Raw genomic sequence first — 18,484 nt, 5'->3', positions numbered from 1 at the left:
TATACTCCAAAAACCGTCTCGTCACCAAGGTGTCTGTGTACCTTGGTCTTTGAACCAGCGCTCTCTTATAAGAACAATCCCGGAGGCCGGCATGAACGTTTCCCTTACGCCCAGCGATACCACTCTGCAAACCGTCAAGTTGTTGATCAATGGCGAGTGGGTTGAATCCCAGTCCAGCGAATGGCATGACATCGTCAACCCGGCCACCCAACAGGTGCTGGCGCGGGTCCCGTTTGCCACTGCGCCGGAAGTCGACGCTGCCATCGCCGCCGCTCAGCAAGCGTTCCAGACCTGGAAACTGACGCCCATCGGTGCGCGGATGCGCATCATGCTCAAGCTCCAGGCGTTGATCCGTGAGCACTCCAAGCGCATCGCCGCGGTGCTCAGCGCCGAGCAGGGCAAGACCATTGCTGACGCCGAGGGCGATATTTTCCGCGGCCTGGAAGTGGTCGAGCACGCCTGTTCCATCGGCACCCTGCAAATGGGCGAGTTTGCCGAGAACGTCGCCGGTGGCGTGGACACCTACACGCTGCGCCAGCCGATCGGTGTGTGCGCGGGCATCACCCCGTTCAACTTCCCGGCAATGATCCCGCTGTGGATGTTCCCAATGGCCATCGCCTGCGGTAATACCTTCGTGCTCAAGCCGTCCGAGCAGGATCCGCTGTCGACCATGTTGCTGGTAGAGCTGGCCATCGAGGCCGGCGTGCCGGCGGGCGTGCTCAACGTGGTGCATGGCGGCAAGGACGTGGTGGATGCGCTCTGCACCCACAAGGACATCAAGGCGGTTTCCTTCGTCGGTTCGACAGCGGTCGGCACCCATGTCTATGACTTGGCGGGCCGTCACGGCAAACGCGTGCAATCGATGATGGGCGCCAAGAACCACGCGGTCGTGCTGCCGGATGCCAATCGCGAGCAGACCCTCAATGCTTTGGTTGGCGCGGGGTTCGGCGCGGCGGGCCAGCGCTGCATGGCGACCTCGGTCGTGGTGATGGTGGGCGCGGCCAAGCAATGGTTGCCGGAGCTCAAGGCCCTGGCGCAAAAGCTCAAGGTCAACGCGGGCAGCGAGCCGGGTACCGACGTCGGCCCGGTGATTTCCAAGCGGGCCAAGGCACGCATCCTCGAATTGATCGAAAGCGGCGTGCAGCAAGGCGCGAAGCTTGAACTGGACGGTCGCGACATCAGCGTACCGGGCTTCGAGCAGGGCAACTTCGTTGGCCCGACGCTGTTTTCCGGCGTAACCACCGACATGCGCATCTACACCGAAGAAATCTTCGGCCCGGTGCTGGTGGTGTTGGAAGTCGACACCCTGGATCAGGCGATTGCCCTGGTCAATGCCAATCCCTTCGGCAACGGCACCGGCCTGTTCACCCAGAGCGGGGCGGCGGCGCGCAAGTTCCAGAGCGAAATCGACGTCGGCCAAGTGGGCATCAATATTCCAATCCCGGTGCCGGTGCCGTTCTTCAGCTTCACCGGTTCCCGCGGTTCGAAACTCGGTGACCTCGGTCCGTACGGCAAACAAGTGGTGCAGTTCTACACTCAGACCAAGACTGTTACCGCGCGCTGGTTCGATGATGACAGCGTCAACGACGGTGTGAACACCACCATCAATTTGCGTTGAGGAGCCGGACATGAATATCGCATTTATCGGCCTGGGCAACATGGGCGCGCCGATGGCGCGCAACCTGCTCAAGGCCGGCCATTCGCTGAATCTGTTCGACCTGAACCAGACCGTGCTGGCCGAGCTCGCGGCATTGGGCGGCACCATCAGCGCCTCGCCTCGTGATGCGGCGCAAGGCGCGGCGCTGGTCATTACCATGCTTCCGGCTGCCGCTCATGTGCGCAGTGTCTGGCTCGGTGAGGACGGCGTGCTCGCTGGCATCGCCGCCGGCACGCCGGCGGTGGATTGCAGCACCATCGATCCGCAAACCGCCCGCGACGTAGCGGCTGCCGCTGCCAGGCAAGGCGTGGCCATGGCCGATGCGCCTGTCTCGGGCGGCACCGGCGGCGCGGCGGCGGGCACCCTGACCTTCATGGTGGGCGCCACGCCTGAATTGTTCGCGACCTTGCAGCCTGTGCTGGGGCAAATGGGCCGCAACATCGTGCACTGCGGCGACGTCGGCACCGGGCAGATCGCCAAGATCTGCAACAACCTGCTGCTGGGGATTTCCATGGTCGGCGTCAGCGAAGCCATGGCGCTCGGTGATGCCTTGGGGATCGACACGCAAGTGCTGGCCGGCATCATCAACAGCTCGACGGGTCGTTGCTGGAGCTCGGACACCTATAACCCATGGCCCGGCGTGATCGAGACAGCTCCGGCGACGCGAGGTTACACCGGCGGTTTCGGTGCCGACCTGATGCTCAAAGACCTGGGCCTGGCCACCGAGGCCGCACGGCAGGCCCGTCAGCCAGTGATCCTGGGGGCGGTGGCGCAGCAGTTGTATCAGGCAATGAGCCAACGGGGCGAAGGCGGAAAGGATTTTTCGGCGATTGTGAACAGCTATCGCAAGCCGCAACAGGATCATTGATATCGAGAGGCTTTTGTGGCGAGGGAGCGGGCTCCCTCGCCACAGGTGGTCTCTCGTTTTTTTTGTTTCAGGCAAACACGAAGTATTTGCGCACGGTCTCGACCACTTCCCAGGTGCCTTTCATGCCTGGCTCAACGACAAAAATGTCACCGGCCCGCAGGTGAATCGGCGCCATCCCGTCCGGGGTAATCACGCAGTAGCCTTCCTGGAAATGGCAGTATTCCCACTTCACGTAATCCACACGCCATTTGCCAGGTGTGCAGATCCAGGTGCCCATGATCTTGCTGCCGTCTTCGCTGGTGTAGGCATTGAGGTTGACGGTATGTGGGTCGCCTTCGAGTTTTTCCCATTTGCAAGCATCGAGTACGGGCAGCGGATGGGTGTCGCGCAGGACGGTGATGGGGGCGGTCATGTGAGCTCCGAAAGGGGCAGAAAAGAACCTGCACCCTAGCGTGGCGCGAGACCTGGCAGATGCCTGTGCTCGACACCGGGCTGTCCAGAAGCGCGCGTCACTCGGCCAAATGTCTGGCCATGGCTTTGGCATACGCGGGCAAACGTTCGAAATTGCGCGCGCATAACAACAATGCCCGGTGTGCCCAGGCTTCCTGCAGCGGGACGCAATGAAACGCAGGCTCGCGCGGGCGGCGCTCAATTGCGGCGTTCGGCACGATGGCAATGCCAGCACCATGGGCCACCATGCGGATCACCCCGTCGAAACCGTCGGCGCGAATGCGGATCTGCATGCGTGAGCCGAGGTGCAGTGCTTGTTCTTCCAGGTGGATCGCCAGGGCGCTCGATGCGTTCAGACCGACATAATCGTGGCTGAGGGTTTCGCTGAAGCTCGGCGTGCGACCGTCCGCCAAGGGATGTCCGGCCGGTAGGATCAAAACCAATGGGTCGTCGCGAAAAGGCCAGGTCTGAAGGCCGCTGGTATCCACCGCGTCGGAAACGATACCCAGGTCCGCCGCGCCTTGGCGCAGTGCATGAGTGATTCGGGCGCTGGGCAATTCCTGTTGATCGATGTCGAGGTTCGCATGGGCCTTGAGGAAGCTCGCCAGCAACTCCGGCAGGTATTCGGTCATGGCGCTGGTGTTGCACAACAGCCGCACCCGCCCTTTGACGCCTTTGGCGTATTCGCCCAAGTCCTGCTGCAGATGCTCGGCGTGTTGCAGCAGGACCCGGGCATGCTGCGCCAAGGCTTTGCCCGCCGGCGTCGGGGTGACGCCGCGCCGCCCGCGTTCGAGCAAGGCGATGCCCAGGGAGGCTTCCATGGCTCGGACACGCGCGCTCGCCGCCGCCAGGGATAAATGGCTGTTGGCAGCGCCGGCGGTGATATTGCCGGTATCGAGGATGTTCAGGTAGAGCCGCAAGTCAATGAGGTCGAAGTGCATGGAAAGCTCCAGCCTCTTGCAGGGAGAGAGGCTGCCTGAGTATATGGCAGATTTTCAAGCAAACGCTCGCGGCGCAGGATACGCCCATGAATACACTTATCGCGTTTTATCAGAACCTCGGCCCGGCGCTGTCTCTATTGGTCATTGGCACCTTCCTGCTGGCCGGCACGATCAAGGGCGTGATTGGCCTTGGGCTGCCGACCATCTCGATGGGTTTGCTCGGGCTGGCTATGGCGCCAACGCAGGCTGCGGCGTTGCTGATCATTCCGGCAACGCTGACCAACGTTTGGCAATTGGCGTTTGGCGGGCATCTGCGAGCGCTTATCCGGCGTTTATGGCCGCTGCTGCTGGCGATTTTCATCGGCACCGGTCTCGGCACGCTGTGGATCGGCATGGTAGGCGGCGCCTGGGCGGTGCGGGCGCTCGGTGCCGCGCTGGTGTTGTATGCATTGAGTGGGCTGTTGTTGCCAACGCTGCGGGTCAACGCCAGCAGCGAACACTGGCTCGCTGCGCTCTGCGGCCTGCTTACCGGTGTGATCACTTCGGCGACTGGCGTGTTCGTCATCCCGGCGGTTCCATACCTGCAAGCGTTGGGCTTGAGCAAGGATGAGCTGGTGCAAGCCCTCGGCCTGTCATTCACCGTCTCGACACTGGCCTTGGCGACCGGCCTGCTATGGCGTGGCGCCCTGGGCGGCGGCGAGTTGAGCGCTTCGCTGCTGGCGTTGGTGCCGGCGCTGTTGGGGATGTGGCTGGGGCAATGGCTGCGCCAGCGAATCAGCGCCGTGCTGTTCAAACGGGTCTTTTTCGTCGGCCTCGGCGTGCTTGGCGGCCATCTGTTGATCAGCGGCTAGCCGAGGATCGACTGAGCATGTCGACGCGGCGGATATCGAAGTCGCGTTCCAGATAGTCCATGCGCTGCTCAAAGAACTGCTTCATATGCGGCAAGTCCGAATGCACGTCCAGGTCGGCCTCGGACGCCCAGATCTCATAGAAGATGAACAGCGTCGGGTCCTGCTGGTCGCGCAGCATGTGGTACTCGATACAACCGGGCTCGGCGCGGCTCGGTTCGACGTAGGCGCGAAACAGCGCTTCGAAGGCTTCGGCTTGTTCGGGACGGGTCTTGGCGTACAGGATAAAACCGTGCTGCTGGCTCATCGGAGGAGTCCTGAAATGACTGTTTGAGCGGATTTTACGGCAACAATCAGCGGCTCATTTTTGCGTATTGGTCAAATCAGTTTTGCTGTTGCAGTGCTTATTCCGCGCGTAAGTCCCCGATACTCTGCCGCCATCATTTTCAACCGTCCCTTCGCCACCCGCTCAATGGCGCACGCCAGGGGACCTGATGAGGCTCTTCATGAAAAAAGTCCTGCTGCTCAACGGCGGTAAACAATTCGCCCACTCAGACGGTCGTTACAACGCCACTCTTCATGACACGGCGGTCAGCGTATTGGACCGCGGCGGTTTTGATGTGAAAACCACCTTTATCGACGGCGGCTATGACATCAAGGAGGAAGTCGCCAAGTTTCTCTGGGCCGACGTGATCATCTACCAGATGCCGGGCTGGTGGATGGGCGCGCCATGGACCGTGAAGAAATACATCGACGAGGTCTTCACCGAAGGCCACGGCAGCCTCTATGCCAGCGACGGTCGCACCCGTTCCGACGCATCGCAAAAATACGGCAGCGGCGGCCTGGTGCAGGGCAAGCAATACATGCTGTCGCTGACCTGGAACGCCCCGCAACAAGCCTTCGACGACCCGACTGATTTCTTCGAAGCCAAGGGCGTGGACGCCGTCTATTTCCCCTTTCACAAAGCCAACCAGTTTCTCGGCATGACCGGCCTGCCGACGTTCCTCTGCGTGGACGTGATGAAGCGTCCCAACATCGAAGAGGATGTGGCGCGGTATGAGCGGCATTTGATTGAGGTTTTCGGCCTTTCGCGGTAATCCGGCTACTATCGGGACTTACCCGAAAGCAATCCCGCACCCAAGGCGAGCGGGCTTCTGTGGCGAGGGAGCTTGCTCCCGCTCGGGCGCGCAGCGGCCGCCTTTTTAGGGCTGCTACGCAGCCCAGCGGGAGCAAGCTCCCTCGCCACAAAAGCATCCTTCACACTGGATGTGCATTCCAACAAGAGGACGTCTGTGAAAGCCAGATCCGACGAGTTGCAGATCTTCGTCTGCGTGATCGAATGCGGATCCATCTCCGCCGCCGCCGAGCAGGTCGGACAGACGCCATCGGCGGTCAGCCGCACGTTGTCGCGCCTGGAAGCCAAGCTCGATACCACGCTGATCAACCGCACCACACGCCGCATGGACCTGACCGAGGAGGGGAAATATTTCTTCGAACAGGCCAAGGGCATTCTCGACCAGATGGAAGAGCTGGAAGAGCGTCTATCGTCCCGCCAGAAGAACCCTGCCGGGCGCTTGCGGATCAATGCCGCCTCGCCGTTCATGCTGCACGCCATCGTTCCGCACATCGAAGAGTTCCGCACGCTCTACCCGGACATCCAGCTCGAGCTCAACAGCAACGACCTGATCATCGATTTGCTGGAGCAAAGCACCGACGTTGCCATCCGCATCGGCACCCTCACCGACTCGACGCTGCACGCGCGGTCGCTGGGTTGCAGTCCGTTGCACATCCTGGCCAGCCCGGCGTACCTCAAGCGGCACGGCACACCTACAAGCGTCGCCGAGCTGGCCGAGCATTCGCTGCTGGGTTTCGCCCAGAACGACGGCCTCAACCAGTGGCCGCTGCGCCACGTTCACGGGGACCGCTGGCCGATCCAGCCGGCTATCAGCGCGTCCAGCGGCGAAACGGTGCGTCACCTGGCGCTGCAAGGGCAGGGCGTCGCCTGCTTGTCGGACTTCATGACCCGCGACGACATCAGCGCCGGCCGTCTCAAGGTATTGCTGGCCGATGCTAACAGCGGCTACCGCCAGCCGATCAACGCGGTGTACTACCGCAACTCCCAACTGGCATTGCGGATCCAGTGCTTTTTGGACTTCATCCAAGGCAAACTCGCCGGGTACGCTTCGCGAGAACTCCATGGCTGACTCGTGACTTCCAGGTCAATCAACCAACCAGGTGTTGGACTCAGTCGTGATGCACGCCCGCGCGCTTGAGCATCTGCTTGCAACGCTCCGACAGATGAAATACCCGCAGGTGCTTGCCTGCTTTGCTGTACCGCTCACGCAAGGTCTTCAGCGCGGCGATGGCCGAGTAATCGACGAAGCTCAGATGACGGCAATCCAGGGTCACCAGGTCCGGGTCGTTGGCCGGGTCGAACTGGTTGAGGAACGGCGTCGTCGAGGCGAAGAACAGCGTGCCGTGCAGGCGATAGAGCTTGCTGCCGTCTGCTTCCAGGTGCGCGTCGGCGTACAGCTCCCGAGCTTGTTGCCAGGCGAAATTGAGCGCCGCGATGACGATCCCGCACAGTACGGCCATCGCCAGGTCGGTGAACACGGTGATGGTCGTGACCGCAACGATTACCAGCACATCATTCTTTGGCACTTTGTTGATCACCCGCAGTGAGGCCCAGGCGAAGGTCTGTTGCGACACCACGAACATCACTCCCACCAGCGCGGCCAACGGAATGCGCTCGATCAGTGGCGACAGGAACAGCACGAACAGCAACACCATCACCCCAGCCACCACGCCGGATAACCGGCCGCGACCGCCGGAGCTGAGGTTGATCACGGTCTGGCCGATCATCGCGCAACCGCCCATCCCGCCGAACAGGCCGGACGCCAGGTTTGCCGCACCCAACGCCACGCACTCGCGGTCCGGGTAGCCACGGCTTTGAGTAATTTCGTCGGTCAGGTTCAGGGTCAGCAGCGTTTCCAGCAGGCCGACCATGGCCATCACCACGGCATAGGGCGCGATGATTTGCAGGGTTTCCAGGTTCCAGGGAATGTCCGGCAAGGCAAAGACCGGCAAGCCGCCGGCGATGTGCGCCATGTCGCCCAGGGTGCGGGTCGGCAGGCCGAGCAAGTACACCGCCAGGCCAACGCCGAGGATCGCCACCAGGGCCGGCGGCACGCTGCGGGTCAGGCGCGGCAGCAGGTAGACAATAACCATCGTCAGCGCCACGAGACCGGCCATCAGGTACAGCGGAGTACCGCTCAGCCAACTTCCGTCACTTTTGAAATGCTCCAATTGAGCCAGGGCGATGACGATGGCGAGGCCGTTGACGAACCCGAGCATCACCGGGTGCGGGACCATGCGCACCAGTTTGCCCAATCGCAACAGTCCGAACGCCATCATGATCAGCCCGCCCAACAGGATCGTGGCCAGCAAGTATTGCGCGCCGTGTTGCACCACCAGCGCGACGATCACCACCGCCATCGACCCCGCTGCGCCCGACACCATGCCGGGGCGTCCGCCGAACAGGGCGGTCAGCGTGCAGATGATAAACGCGCCATACAGCCCCATCAGCGGATTGAGGTGGGCCACCAAGGCGAAGGCGATGCATTCGGGCAGCAAGGCGAAAGAAGTGGTGAGGCCGGCAAGGGCGTCGGCGCGAAGACGTGCTGGTTTCATGGTTTACCTGACTGGGCGCCGGTTGAGAGTCGGCTGCCTGGAATGGAGCAAAAAAGCAGGGGGGCGATGGTACGGAATTGAGGGGCGGGCGGCCAGCCATCTGTGGCGAGGGGATAGATTTCCTCGCCACACGGGCAATGAAAGTCTCGCGAGGAATTTTCATCCACGCCGCGTCGCGATATCCGTCAGCGACATTTCTTGTCTGCGTACGAAAATTACTTTCAATGGGTTTGAAGAATCGTCGTCGAAATGATTTATGAGTTTCACAACACATCGACGTGACCCCATTCGAGGAGTAACGCATGGCACCTGCTTTCGGTTATTGGCTGTTGGTCTATGCGGCCATCGCGATCATTGCGTTGATCGTCCTGATCGCCCGCTATCGGTTGAATCCCTTCATCGTGATTACCCTGGTTTCCATCGGCCTGGCGCTGCTGGCAGGGATGCCGCCGTCCAGCGTCGTCGGCGCCTACGAGGCGGGCGTGGGCAAAACGTTGGGGCACATCGCGTTGGTGGTCGCATTGGGCACGATGCTCGGCAAGATGATGGCCGAGTCCGGCGGAGCGGAGCGGATGGCGCAGACGCTGATCGAGCGCTTCGGCGAGCGTAACGCTCACTGGGCAATGGTCTGCATCGCGTTCCTGGTGGGCTTGCCATTATTTTTCGAGGTCGGCTTCGTGCTGCTGGTGCCCATCGCCTTTACTATCGCCAGGCGTGTCGGTGTGTCGATCCTGATGGTGGGGCTGCCGATGGTCGCCGGGCTCTCGGTGGTTCATGCGCTGGTGCCGCCGCATCCGGCGGCGATGCTGGCGGTGCAGGCGTTCCAGGCCTCGGTGGGACAGACCTTGCTGTACGCGATTCTGATCGGCATTCCCACCGCGATCATCGCAGGTCCCCTGTACGCCAAATTCATCGTGCCACGTATCCAACTGCCGGCGGATAACCCGCTGGAGCGGCAATTCCTTGAGCGCGAACCCCGAGCCAACCTGCCAGGTTTTGGTCTGACGCTTGGCACGATTTTGCTGCCGGTGGTCCTGATGCTGATCGGCGGCTGGGCCAACCTGATCTCCACACCGGGCAGCGGCTTCAACCAATTTTTGCTGTTCATCGGCAACTCGGTGATCGCCTTGCTGCTAGCGACGATCCTAAGCTTCTGGACCCTGGGCCTGGCCCAGGGCTTCAACCGCGAATCGATCCTCAAATTCACCAACGAATGCCTGGCGCCGACGGCCAGCATCACCTTGCTGGTCGGCGCGGGCGGTGGTTTGAACCGGATCCTGGTGGACGCCGGGGTGACCCAGCAAATCGTTGGCCTGGCCCAGGAGTTCCAATTGTCACCGCTGGTCATGGGCTGGTTGTTCGCCGCGTTGATGCGCGTCGCCACGGGCTCGGCCACGGTGGCAATGACTACGGCGTCGGGCATCGTCGCCCCCGTGGCGATCGGCCTGGGTTACCCCCATCCCGAGTTGCTGGTGCTGGCGACCGGCGCTGGGTCGGTTATCTTTTCCCACGTCAACGACGGTGGCTTCTGGCTGATCAAGGAATACTTCAATATGACCGTCACGCAAACCTTCAAGACCTGGACCGTGCTCGAAACGCTGATCTCCCTGGTCGCGTTCGGCCTGACCCTCGGGCTTGCGCGCGTGCTCTGAGCGCGCTCCAACAGAGGTGCCGTCATGGACATTCTTTATCAGATCCGCTCCCGTCAGGATTCCTTCAGCGCCGGGGAAGGACGAATCGCCCGGCTGATGCTCGACGACGTCGGCTTTGCCGCCTCCGCCAGCCTGGATGAACTGGCCCAGCGCGCCGACGTCAGCAGCGCCACGCTGTCGCGCTTTGCCCGGACGGTCGGCTGCCGGGACCTGCGCGATCTACGCCTGCAACTGGCCCAGGCCAGCGGCGTTGGCAGCCGCTTCCTCGACCCCACCGGCGCGCCCGAACAATCGGCTTTTTATGGGCAGATCGTTGGTGATATCGAGTCGACCCTGCGCCAGCACTTGTCCGCGTTCGAGGAGTCACGGTTCGGCGACGCGGCGCGCATGATCGGTAAAGCGCGGATGATTCACGCGTTCGGGCTCGGTGGCTGGTCGGCGTTGTGCAGCGAAGAATTGCAGGTGCGCCTGGTGCGTTTCGGTTATCCGATCGCCGCGTGCCGCGACCCGGTGATGATGCGCATCACTGCCACTTCGTTGAGCGACCAGCATCTGGTCATTGCCTGCTCACTGACCGGTATCACCCCGGAACTGTTGGGTGCGGTCGAGTTGGCCCGCAGCTACGGCGCAGCGATCCTGGCGATCACCCGCACCGACTCGCCCCTGGCCCGCCTGGCCGATGTGCTGTTGCCGCTTCAGGGTGCCGAAACCTCTTTCATCTATAAACCGACGGCGGCGCGCTACGGCATGCTGCTGGCCATCGATGTGCTCGCCACTGAACTGGCGCTGGCCCATCCTGAAGATAATCAAGAGCGTCTGCGGCGGGTCAAGCTCGCCTTGGACGACTACCGCGGCGGCGATGACGATTTGCCGCTGGGAGACTGACATGCAGTACGACACGCTCATCCGCAACGCCCTGGTGATCGATGGCACCGACAGGCCCGGCTACCACGCCGACGTGGCGATCCGTGCCGCTCGCATCGCGCGCATCGGCGATCTGCGCGATGCCCGGGCGACTGAGGAAATCGACGCCGCCGGCCGTGTGCTGGCGCCGGGGTTTATCGACGTGCACACCCACGACGATACGGTGGTGATACGCCAGCCGCAAATGCTGCCCAAACTCAGCCAGGGTGTGACCACGGTGATTGTCGGCAATTGCGGGATCAGCGCCTCGCCGGTCAGCCTGCGCGGCGATCCGCCGGACCCGATGAACCTGCTTGGCACCGCCAGCGCGTTCGCCTACCCGCGCTTCGGTGATTATCGTTCGGCGGTGGAGGCCGCCGCTCCGGCGGTCAACGTGGCTGCGCTGGTCGGACACACGGCCTTGCGCAGTAATTATCTGGACGATCTGCTGCGCACCGCCAGCGCAGGAGAAATCGCCGCCATGCGTGAGCAGTTGCGCGAAAGCCTGGAGGACGGTGCGCTGGGGCTGTCCACCGGCCTGGCCTACGCCAACGCGTTTTGCGCGTCCACCGATGAGGTCATGCAACTGAGCGAAGAGTTGGCCGCGTTCGGTGCGGTCTACACCACCCATCTGCGCAGCGAGTTCGAGCCGGTGTTGGAAGCCATGGACGAGGCGTTCCAGATAGGCCGTCACGCACGCAGCCCAGTGATCATTTCCCACCTCAAATGCGCGGGCGCGGGAAATTGGGGCCGTAGTCCACAGGTGCTCGCCGCCCTGGAAAATGCCGCGAAGAACCATCCTGTCGGTTGCGACTGCTATCCCTACGCGGCGAGCTCGTCCACCCTGGACCTCAAGCAAGTGACCGATGCCCATCGCATCACCATCACCTGGTCGACGCCACATCCGCACATGGGCGGTCGGGATCTAATGAACATCGCCGCCGAATGGGACGTGCCGCTGATGGAAGCGGCGCGCCGCCTGCAACCGGCCGGCGCCGTTTATTACGGCATGGACGAAAGCGACGTAAGACGAATCCTTGCTCACCCGCTGTCCATGGTCGGCTCCGACGGTCTGCCCGAGGACCCGTTTCCCCATCCACGCTTGTGGGGCGCTTTCCCACGGGTGCTCGGACATTTCAGTCGAGATATCGGGCTTTTTCCATTGCACACGGCCGTGCACAAAATGACCGGGCTTTCAGCGGCGCGCTTCGGCTTGAAGGGCCGTGGTGAAGTGCGTGAAGGACATTGGGCGGACCTGGTGTTGTTCAACCGCCAGACCATTCGCGACGTTGCCGACTTCAACGAACCGCAAAGGGCCGCTGAGGGCATTGATGGCGTTTGGGTCAACGGCGCCCTGAGTTACCGCGATGGGCAAGCCAATGGACAAAGGGCGGGACGGTTCCTGGCGCGTGAAGGTGATTTGCGCCAAGGATTTTCAGCTGTTTTATAGCGATTGGAGGCGGTTAAGCAGCTGATTTTGCTTTAATTGACGCCACAATAATGGCATTGCGACACTAAAGAAGCCGGAATCAAGGCCGAAGCATTGGGGTCAACCCATCTAAACTGGGTCTATTTCAGCCAGGGAGCAACCCATGAGCTTCGGTAAAACCACCCCAATCCTGCGGATTTTCGATGAAGCCAAGGCGTTGGAGTTCTATGTCGACTTCCTGGGCTTTACCGTCGACTGGCAACACCGCTTTGGTGACGACTTTCCGCTGTACTTGCAGGTCTCCCGTGGCGATTGCGTGCTGCACCTGTCCGAGCACCACGGCGACTGCACACCGGGCTCGGCGTTGCGGATCGAGACCGATGAGCTCGAAGCGTTCCAGCAGCAACTGCTGGACAAGCCATACCGCTACGCCCGTCCACAAATCCAGGCCATGCCCTGGGGAAGCCAGGACATGACAATCAGCGATCCGTTTGGGAATCGGTTGGTGTTTACCAATGCGATCAGTGTGTAACAGGCAGGGCCGAACAGTGCAACGGCATGCTAGTCTCGTTTCCCCAATATGAAGGCGAAGGAGCGCGCGCATGATTGATCATCGCCCAGACTCTCAAGAGTCGTATGACTTGAAGACCGATGCCGAGCGTTCCAAGAGGAACGTTTGCCCAACTCCCGACAAAGAGCCGGAAGCTATTAATATGGTTTCGGGATTGGGGACACGAATCCACGGGCGGTTCCGAGACATCGGCGGAGTTGAGCTGGATTTACCCGCTCGATAATTCAACACCACACGAATGCTGGCGCGTGAACTGTTCGCCCGCTTCCTGTTGGAAGCGGGCGCTTTTGTAATCAAACCCTGAAATGGCTGACCATTTGCTGCAACTGACTTCCCAAGCGCGCCAGTTCGACACTCGACGCTGCCGTTTCTTCGCTGGCGGCGGCGGTCTGTTCGGACACGTCGCGCACGTTGATGATGCTGCGGCTGATTTCCTCGGCCACGGCGCTTTGCTGTTCGGCAGCGGCGGCAATCTGCTGGTTCATCGACTGGATGTTCGACACCGTGCGGGTGATGTTCTCCAGTGACACACCCGCCTTGCGCGTCAGCGCGACGCTGCTGTCAGTGAGGTTGCGACTGTTGTTCATCACGGCGGCCACTTGCTGGGTGCCGTTCTGTAGGCCGGCTACCAGGCCTTCGATTTCCTCAGTGGACTTCTGAGTACGTTGGGCCAGGCCACGGACTTCGTCGGCAACGACGGCGAAACCACGACCGGCCTCACCGGCGCGGGCGGCTTCGATGGCGGCGTTGAGCGCCAGCAGGTTGGTCTGTTCGGCCACGGCTTTGATCACGTCCATCACCGCGCCGATCTTGTCGCTTTCCTGTTGCAGCACGCTCATGGCGTCGGTGGAACGTTCCACTTCGCTGGCCAGGCGTTCAATCTGGGCGATGGCTTCGTTGACCACCTGGTCGCCGGCACGGGCCTCGCCGTCCGCGGCGGCTGCTGCCAGGGAGGCTTCTTCGGCGTTGCGAGCGACTTCCTGGACCGTGGCGGTCATCTCATGCATGGCGGTCGCCACCTGGTCGGTTTCGACTTTCTGGCTGTTGACCCCGGCGCTGGTCTGCTCGGTCACGGCGGACAGTTCTTCGGCGGCGCTGGCGATCTGGGTCACGCCGTCGCGGATGCCGCTGATCAGGTCGCGCAGGGTCACGCCCATGCGGGCGATGCCTTGCTGCAGCACACCCAATTCATCGCGACGGGTGACGATGACGTTCTGCGAGAGGTCGCCACTGGCGATGCGTTCGACCACGGCCAGGGTTTCGCGTAGCGGGCGGGTGATCTGGCGGGTGATGATGACGGCGGCGATGATGCCGACCAGCAACGCCAGCAAGGTGCTGACCAATTGCAACGTGCGGGCCTGGGCGCTTTCAGCGTCGCGACGGTCAAGCTGGATCTGGTACAGCTGTTCACTCAAGGACACGATGGTCGCGCCTTGATCGGTCATTTCCTTGCGCGCCTGCACCACATCGGCCATGGCCGATTTGAACGCCTGCACGGCGCTGCGGTATTGGACCAGGATCGCTTCCAGCTGACGCAGCTCATCTTGCCGAGTGCTGGCGAAATATTCATTGAGCGGCTTGAGCGAAGCGATGGCCGCGTCCAGTTGGGCGAAGGCCTTGCGTTCGGTATCGGCCGTGCTGTTGGCGGTGTAGCCGCGCACTTCGTAGCGGGCCAGCATGAAGGCCTGCTTGGCCTGGGTGATGGCCTGGAACGGAGCGAAGCGTTCCTCGCTGAGGGTCATTTGCTGCACATCGGCGTCGATCGCTTCGATCAGCTTGTAGGCCGCCTCGGCATTTGCGCCCATGGTGTCGCGGGCGCTATTGCCGGTGCGGTAGGCGCTGCGCATTTTGTTCAGCGACACCTGATAGGCGCTGATGGTCGCGCTTTGCTCTTTGAGCAGCTTGACGTTCTCGGGGCTCTTGAAACTGCTGAGCAACGCGTTCTGTTGCGCCACGAAACCGTCGAGGGCGGTCTGCACAGTCTGCGCAACGGTTTCGTCGCCGTTGGCCAGCATGTACTGCAGGCGGGTGACACGAAGTTTGGTCAGGCCGGCGTTGAGTTGGGTGATGTCGCTCATCCAGTTGCTGCGGTCGATCAGACCGCCCAGGCTGGTCCAACTGGTCAGGGCCAGGAGACAGGTCAGTACCAGCACCAGGCCAAAACCCAGGCCCAGTTTCATGTTGACGCTAATGTTGCCAAACCAGCTATTCATCAAATTCCTCCAGGAACGTTGCGCTGCTTGTCGTCAGTTGGCTGGAAGATTGTTGTTGTTAAGAGCCAGCAAAAACGTTTAACGGAGCTTTATCGGCGGCGTGGCCCGGATCTGTAAGATTTTTTTCATTCGATGACCGTCGCGGATACATAAACAGGGCTCCATCCTGGCGTGACCCTTCAGTTCAACAACGCGTGCTCGGCCCGTACCGAATTCATGAACGCCTGCATCGCGGATGATTGAATGCGATGGCGGCGGGTGATCAATCCGTACGGTGGCAACCGGGCTTCGAACTTGATCGGCAACACGGCGAGCAAATCACGACCTGGATAATCCTCGACGACCGATATCGGGGTGACGCCGAGCATGTCGGTCTGTTGGACCAATGAAAGCAAGGTCATGATCGAGGTGGTTTCGACGATGCTGCTGGGGATATCGACCCGGGCGTTGTGAAACACCTGATTGATGATTGCGCGCATCGGGCTTGGGTGTTGTTGCAACACCCAGGTCATGCTCTGTAGCTCGGCCCAGCCCAGTCGGGTCGCCTGCGCCAGTGGATTTTGCGCGCCGCAAATGACACACAGCGCCTCTTCCCCGAGGCTGTCGAAGAGCAACTCTTCGGCGCGGGCACCGGCGGGAATCCGGCCCAGGACAATGTCCAGTTGATCTTGCAGCAGCGCCTGCACCAGCACGTCGCTGGTGTCGACCTGGATGCTCATGGACAACCGAGGATGGCTTTGTTTCAGGGTCGCAATGGTGCGCGTCAGCAATCCTGAAGCGAGTGCCGGAATGGCGCCGACCGCCACCCGGCCGAGGTTGCCGGATTCGAGCGCCACCAGTTCTTCGCGCATGCCGCTGAGTTCGGCGAAGACCATGCGCGCGTAATAGATGACGGTTTCTCCAAACGGGGTGGAGCGCATGCCCCGAGGCAGGCGTTCGAACAACTCGACACCGAGCAAGTCCTCGGCTTCGTGCAGCATTTTGGTGGCAGCGGGTTGGGTCATGCCGATGTGGTCGGCGGCGCGGCGCAGAGAACCGAACTCCTGCAACGCCAGCATCAGCCGCAGTTGGCGTAGACGCAGTCGACTATGGATGACATTGGCAACAGGAATTCGGGTCATGGGCCGTGCTCGCAGGAAAGTCCGCGGCAAGCCTGACAATAAATGCCAGGCGTTGCCAGCGTCGCTGTGTCATGACACCGATTTTGCCTCGCAGACCTGGGTTTTACGCAGGCCCGGCAGCATGCGCAGTGCCTTGGAAATCAGCGGCCAGAACAGCATCAGCAGCGCGGCGGTGGTCAGGCTGCCCACCAATGGGTTGGACCAGAAGATGCCCAGCTGTCCGTCAGAAAACAGCATCGACTGACGAAATGCGTCTTCGGCCTTGTCCCCCAGAACGGCCGCCAGCACCAGTGGCGCAATCGGGTAGCCGAGCTTCTTGAACAAGTAACCCAGCGCACCGAAGCCCAGCATCAGTACCACGTCGAAAAACGAGTTGTGCACCGAGTACGCACCGATGGCGCAGACCATGATGATGATCGGCGCGATGATCGAGAACGGAATGCGCAGGATCGAAGCGAACAGCGGCACGGTGGCCAACACCACGATCAGGCTGACCACGTTACCCAGGTACATACTGGCGATCAGGCCCCAGACAAAGTCGTGTTGCTCGACGAACAGCGTCGGCCCGGGGTGCAGTCCCCAGATCATCAAGCCGCCGAGCATCACCGCTGCCGTGGCAGATCCCGGAATGCCCAGCGTCAGCATCGGCAACAGCGCGCTGGTGCCGGCAGCGTGATCGGCGGTTTCCGGGGCGATCACCCCTTCGATCTCGCCTTTGCCGAAGTTGTCGCGGTTTTTCGAGAAGCGTCGCGCCAGGCTGTAGCTCATGAACGATGCCGCCGTCGGGCCGCCGGGCGTGATGCCCATCCAGCAACCGACCAGCGTGCTGCGTACAATCGTCCACCAGTAACGCGGCAATCTGGCCCAGGTGCGCAAAATCACCATCGGTGTAATGCGCGCATGTTCGCCGCGAAACACCAGGCCTTCCTCGACCGTGCAGAGGATTTCGCCGATGCCGAACAGGCCGATCACCGCCACTTCAAAACTGATGCCGGTCATCAGGATCGGCTGGTCGAACGTCAGGCGCAGGTTGCCGGAAACCGTGTCCATGCCGACTGCCGCCATGGCGAAGCCGATCATCATCGCGACCACGGTTTTCAATGGCGGGTTCTTGCTCATGCCGATGAAGGTGCAGAACGCCAACAGGTACACCGCGAAGAACTCCGGCGAGCTGAAGGACATGGCGAACGCAGCGATTTTTGTCGACAGGAATGTCAGCAACAACACCCCGCACAATGCACCGATCAGTGCCGAGCTGAACGCGGCGGTCAACGCCTCGGCCGCGCGGCCTTCGCGGGCCATCGGGTAACCGTCGAAGGTAGTCGCCACCGAGGAAGGTTCACCGGGAATGTTGAACAGGATCGAGGTGATCGAACCGCCAAACAGCGCGCCCCAATACATGCACGACAGCAGGATGATCGCCGACACCGGCGACATGGTGAAGGTCAATGGCAGCAACAGTGCCACGCCGTTGGGAGCGCCGAGACCGGGCAGCACACCGACCAGGATGCCCAGCAGAACGCCGATCACCATCAGGCCGATGTGACCCGGGGTCAGGATCAGGTTCATGCCTTGCAGCAGGGAATCGAACTCGCTCATTTGAAGGTTCTCCCGGCCAGGGCAATCCAGTCGCCTATTGGGCCGGCATCCAGCGGGACCTTGAACCACAGCGCGAAAATCAGGTAGCTGGCGAGCGCCGCACCGAGGGAAACCGTACCGATCATCCACTTGCCGTAAGGCTTGGCGCGGACAGTGTCGCGCCACATGAACCAGGCAATGAAGCCGACCGACGCGAGGTAGATGCCGGTGAATGGCATTGCGCCGACGAACAGGGCAATGGGCACGAAAACCGACAGCACTTGCTTGAAGGCACTGCGGGTAAGGAATGCAACACTCAGAGCCTGCCAGCGCACCACGGTCAGCACCCCGTTGGCGATGCTCGCCGCGCTCAGTATCAGGCCGATGTAGAAGGGAAAGTAACCCGGTTCAGGGCCGGCATCGCCCCAGCCGATGCCTTGTTCGACACTGCCGAACATCACCACGGCACCGAGCAGGGTGGTGAACAACGTCAGGCCGAGCTCGACCCAACGGGTACCGACCAGCGCCGGTGAATCTGAAGAATGGGACATCAAACACCTCCA

At 61.6% G+C, this 18,484-nt stretch carries 17 protein-coding genes and 1 pseudogene; 9 read left to right on the top strand and 9 right to left on the bottom strand.

Features of this window, described 5'->3' with window-relative positions; genetic code table 11:
* Nucleotides 1–91: 91 nt before the first annotated feature.
* Together HU806_RS15500 and mmsB are read left to right on the top strand one after the other, a co-directional pair.
* Nucleotides 92–1,618, top strand: coding sequence for a CoA-acylating methylmalonate-semialdehyde dehydrogenase (locus HU806_RS15500; RefSeq protein WP_186612214.1), 1,527 nt, complete (start codon nt 92–94; stop codon nt 1,616–1,618).
* 10 nt (nt 1,619–1,628) lie between these two features.
* Nucleotides 1,629–2,525, top strand: coding sequence for a 3-hydroxyisobutyrate dehydrogenase (gene mmsB, locus HU806_RS15495; protein ID WP_186612213.1), 897 nt, complete (start codon nt 1,629–1,631; stop codon nt 2,523–2,525).
* Nucleotides 2,526–2,592: 67 nt separating this feature from the next.
* Here mmsB and HU806_RS15490 read toward each other — a convergent pair whose 3' ends face one another.
* Nucleotides 2,593–2,937 carry a cupin domain-containing protein gene (locus tag HU806_RS15490; protein ID WP_003177747.1) on the bottom strand — a complete coding sequence of 115 codons (345 nt, stop codon included), beginning with the start codon at nt 2,935–2,937 and terminating at the stop codon, nt 2,593–2,595.
* 97 nt (nt 2,938–3,034) lie between these two features.
* Nucleotides 3,035–3,916, bottom strand: a complete 882-nt coding sequence (locus HU806_RS15485) for a LysR substrate-binding domain-containing protein (protein WP_186612212.1) — start codon at nt 3,914–3,916, stop codon at nt 3,035–3,037.
* Nucleotides 3,917–4,002: 86 nt separating this feature from the next.
* Here HU806_RS15485 and HU806_RS15480 point away from each other — a divergent pair, with 86 nt between their 5' ends.
* Nucleotides 4,003–4,767 carry a sulfite exporter TauE/SafE family protein gene (locus HU806_RS15480; protein WP_186612211.1) on the top strand — a complete coding sequence of 255 codons (765 nt, stop codon included), beginning with the start codon at nt 4,003–4,005 and terminating at the stop codon, nt 4,765–4,767.
* Here the strand turns inward: HU806_RS15480 and HU806_RS15475 are convergent.
* Nucleotides 4,757–5,071, bottom strand: coding sequence for a putative quinol monooxygenase (locus HU806_RS15475; RefSeq protein ID WP_186612210.1), 315 nt, complete (start codon nt 5,069–5,071; stop codon nt 4,757–4,759). The two genes, HU806_RS15480 and HU806_RS15475, sit on opposite strands and share 11 nt — an antisense overlap.
* Nucleotides 5,072–5,270: 199 nt before the next feature.
* Between HU806_RS15475 and mdaB the strand changes: the two genes are divergently transcribed.
* The gene (gene mdaB, locus HU806_RS15470) at nt 5,271–5,861 is read left to right on the top strand and encodes an NADPH:quinone oxidoreductase MdaB (RefSeq protein WP_186612209.1); all 591 of its coding nucleotides are present in this window, start codon (nt 5,271–5,273) and stop codon (nt 5,859–5,861) included.
* A gap of 195 nt (nt 5,862–6,056) precedes the next feature.
* Nucleotides 6,057–6,968, top strand: a complete 912-nt coding sequence (locus HU806_RS15465; protein WP_186612208.1) for a LysR substrate-binding domain-containing protein — start codon at nt 6,057–6,059, stop codon at nt 6,966–6,968.
* Nucleotides 6,969–7,008: 40 nt separating this feature from the next.
* Here HU806_RS15465 and HU806_RS15460 read toward each other — a convergent pair whose 3' ends face one another.
* Complete coding sequence (locus HU806_RS15460) at nt 7,009–8,454, bottom strand: SulP family inorganic anion transporter (RefSeq protein WP_186612207.1); 1,446 nt, start codon at nt 8,452–8,454, stop codon at nt 7,009–7,011.
* A gap of 302 nt (nt 8,455–8,756) precedes the next feature.
* Between HU806_RS15460 and HU806_RS15455 the strand changes: the two genes are divergently transcribed.
* From HU806_RS15455 to HU806_RS15440, 4 genes are all read left to right on the top strand, one after another.
* Complete coding sequence (locus HU806_RS15455; protein WP_186612206.1) at nt 8,757–10,106, top strand: GntT/GntP/DsdX family permease; 1,350 nt, start codon at nt 8,757–8,759, stop codon at nt 10,104–10,106.
* A gap of 24 nt (nt 10,107–10,130) precedes the next feature.
* Nucleotides 10,131–10,991 carry a MurR/RpiR family transcriptional regulator gene (locus HU806_RS15450; RefSeq protein ID WP_186612205.1) on the top strand — a complete coding sequence of 287 codons (861 nt, stop codon included), beginning with the start codon at nt 10,131–10,133 and terminating at the stop codon, nt 10,989–10,991.
* Nucleotide 10,992: 1 nt separating this feature from the next.
* A complete protein-coding gene (locus tag HU806_RS15445; protein ID WP_186612204.1) occupies nt 10,993–12,459 on the top strand; it encodes an N-acyl-D-amino-acid deacylase family protein in 1,467 nt (488 codons plus the stop codon).
* Nucleotides 12,460–12,601: 142 nt separating this feature from the next.
* Nucleotides 12,602–12,970 carry a glyoxalase superfamily protein gene (locus tag HU806_RS15440; RefSeq protein ID WP_186612203.1) on the top strand — a complete coding sequence of 123 codons (369 nt, stop codon included), beginning with the start codon at nt 12,602–12,604 and terminating at the stop codon, nt 12,968–12,970.
* A 332-nt stretch (nt 12,971–13,302) separates the two neighbouring features.
* Here the strand turns inward: HU806_RS15440 and HU806_RS26860 are convergent, their stop codons facing one another.
* The 5 genes and pseudogenes from HU806_RS26860 to HU806_RS15420 all read right to left on the bottom strand — a co-directional run bounded on the left by HU806_RS26860 (nt 13,303) and on the right by HU806_RS15420 (nt 18,472).
* Nucleotides 13,303–14,007, bottom strand: a complete 705-nt coding sequence (locus HU806_RS26860) for a methyl-accepting chemotaxis protein (protein ID WP_527251154.1) — start codon at nt 14,005–14,007, stop codon at nt 13,303–13,305.
* Between the two features lie 201 nt (nt 14,008–14,208).
* Nucleotides 14,209–15,087: pseudogene (locus tag HU806_RS26855) on the bottom strand (methyl-accepting chemotaxis protein); the annotation flags it as partial.
* 314 nt (nt 15,088–15,401) lie between these two features.
* A complete protein-coding gene (locus tag HU806_RS15430) occupies nt 15,402–16,343 on the bottom strand; it encodes a LysR family transcriptional regulator (protein ID WP_186612201.1) in 942 nt (313 codons plus the stop codon).
* Nucleotides 16,344–16,412: 69 nt separating this feature from the next.
* Nucleotides 16,413–17,942, bottom strand: a complete 1,530-nt coding sequence (locus tag HU806_RS15425; RefSeq protein ID WP_186612200.1) for a tripartite tricarboxylate transporter permease — start codon at nt 17,940–17,942, stop codon at nt 16,413–16,415.
* On the bottom strand, nt 17,939–18,472 hold the full coding sequence (locus HU806_RS15420; protein ID WP_186612199.1) for a tripartite tricarboxylate transporter TctB family protein: 534 nt from the start codon (nt 18,470–18,472) through the stop codon (nt 17,939–17,941). Before HU806_RS15420 ends, HU806_RS15425 begins: the two co-directional genes overlap by 4 nt.
* Nucleotides 18,473–18,484 lie beyond the last annotated feature (12 nt).

Source organism: Pseudomonas sp. SWRI154 (assembly GCF_014268645.1).
Taxonomy (GTDB): domain Bacteria; phylum Pseudomonadota; class Gammaproteobacteria; order Pseudomonadales; family Pseudomonadaceae; genus Aquipseudomonas; species Aquipseudomonas marvdashtae.
This window is presented reverse-complemented; position numbering and strand designations above follow the sequence as displayed.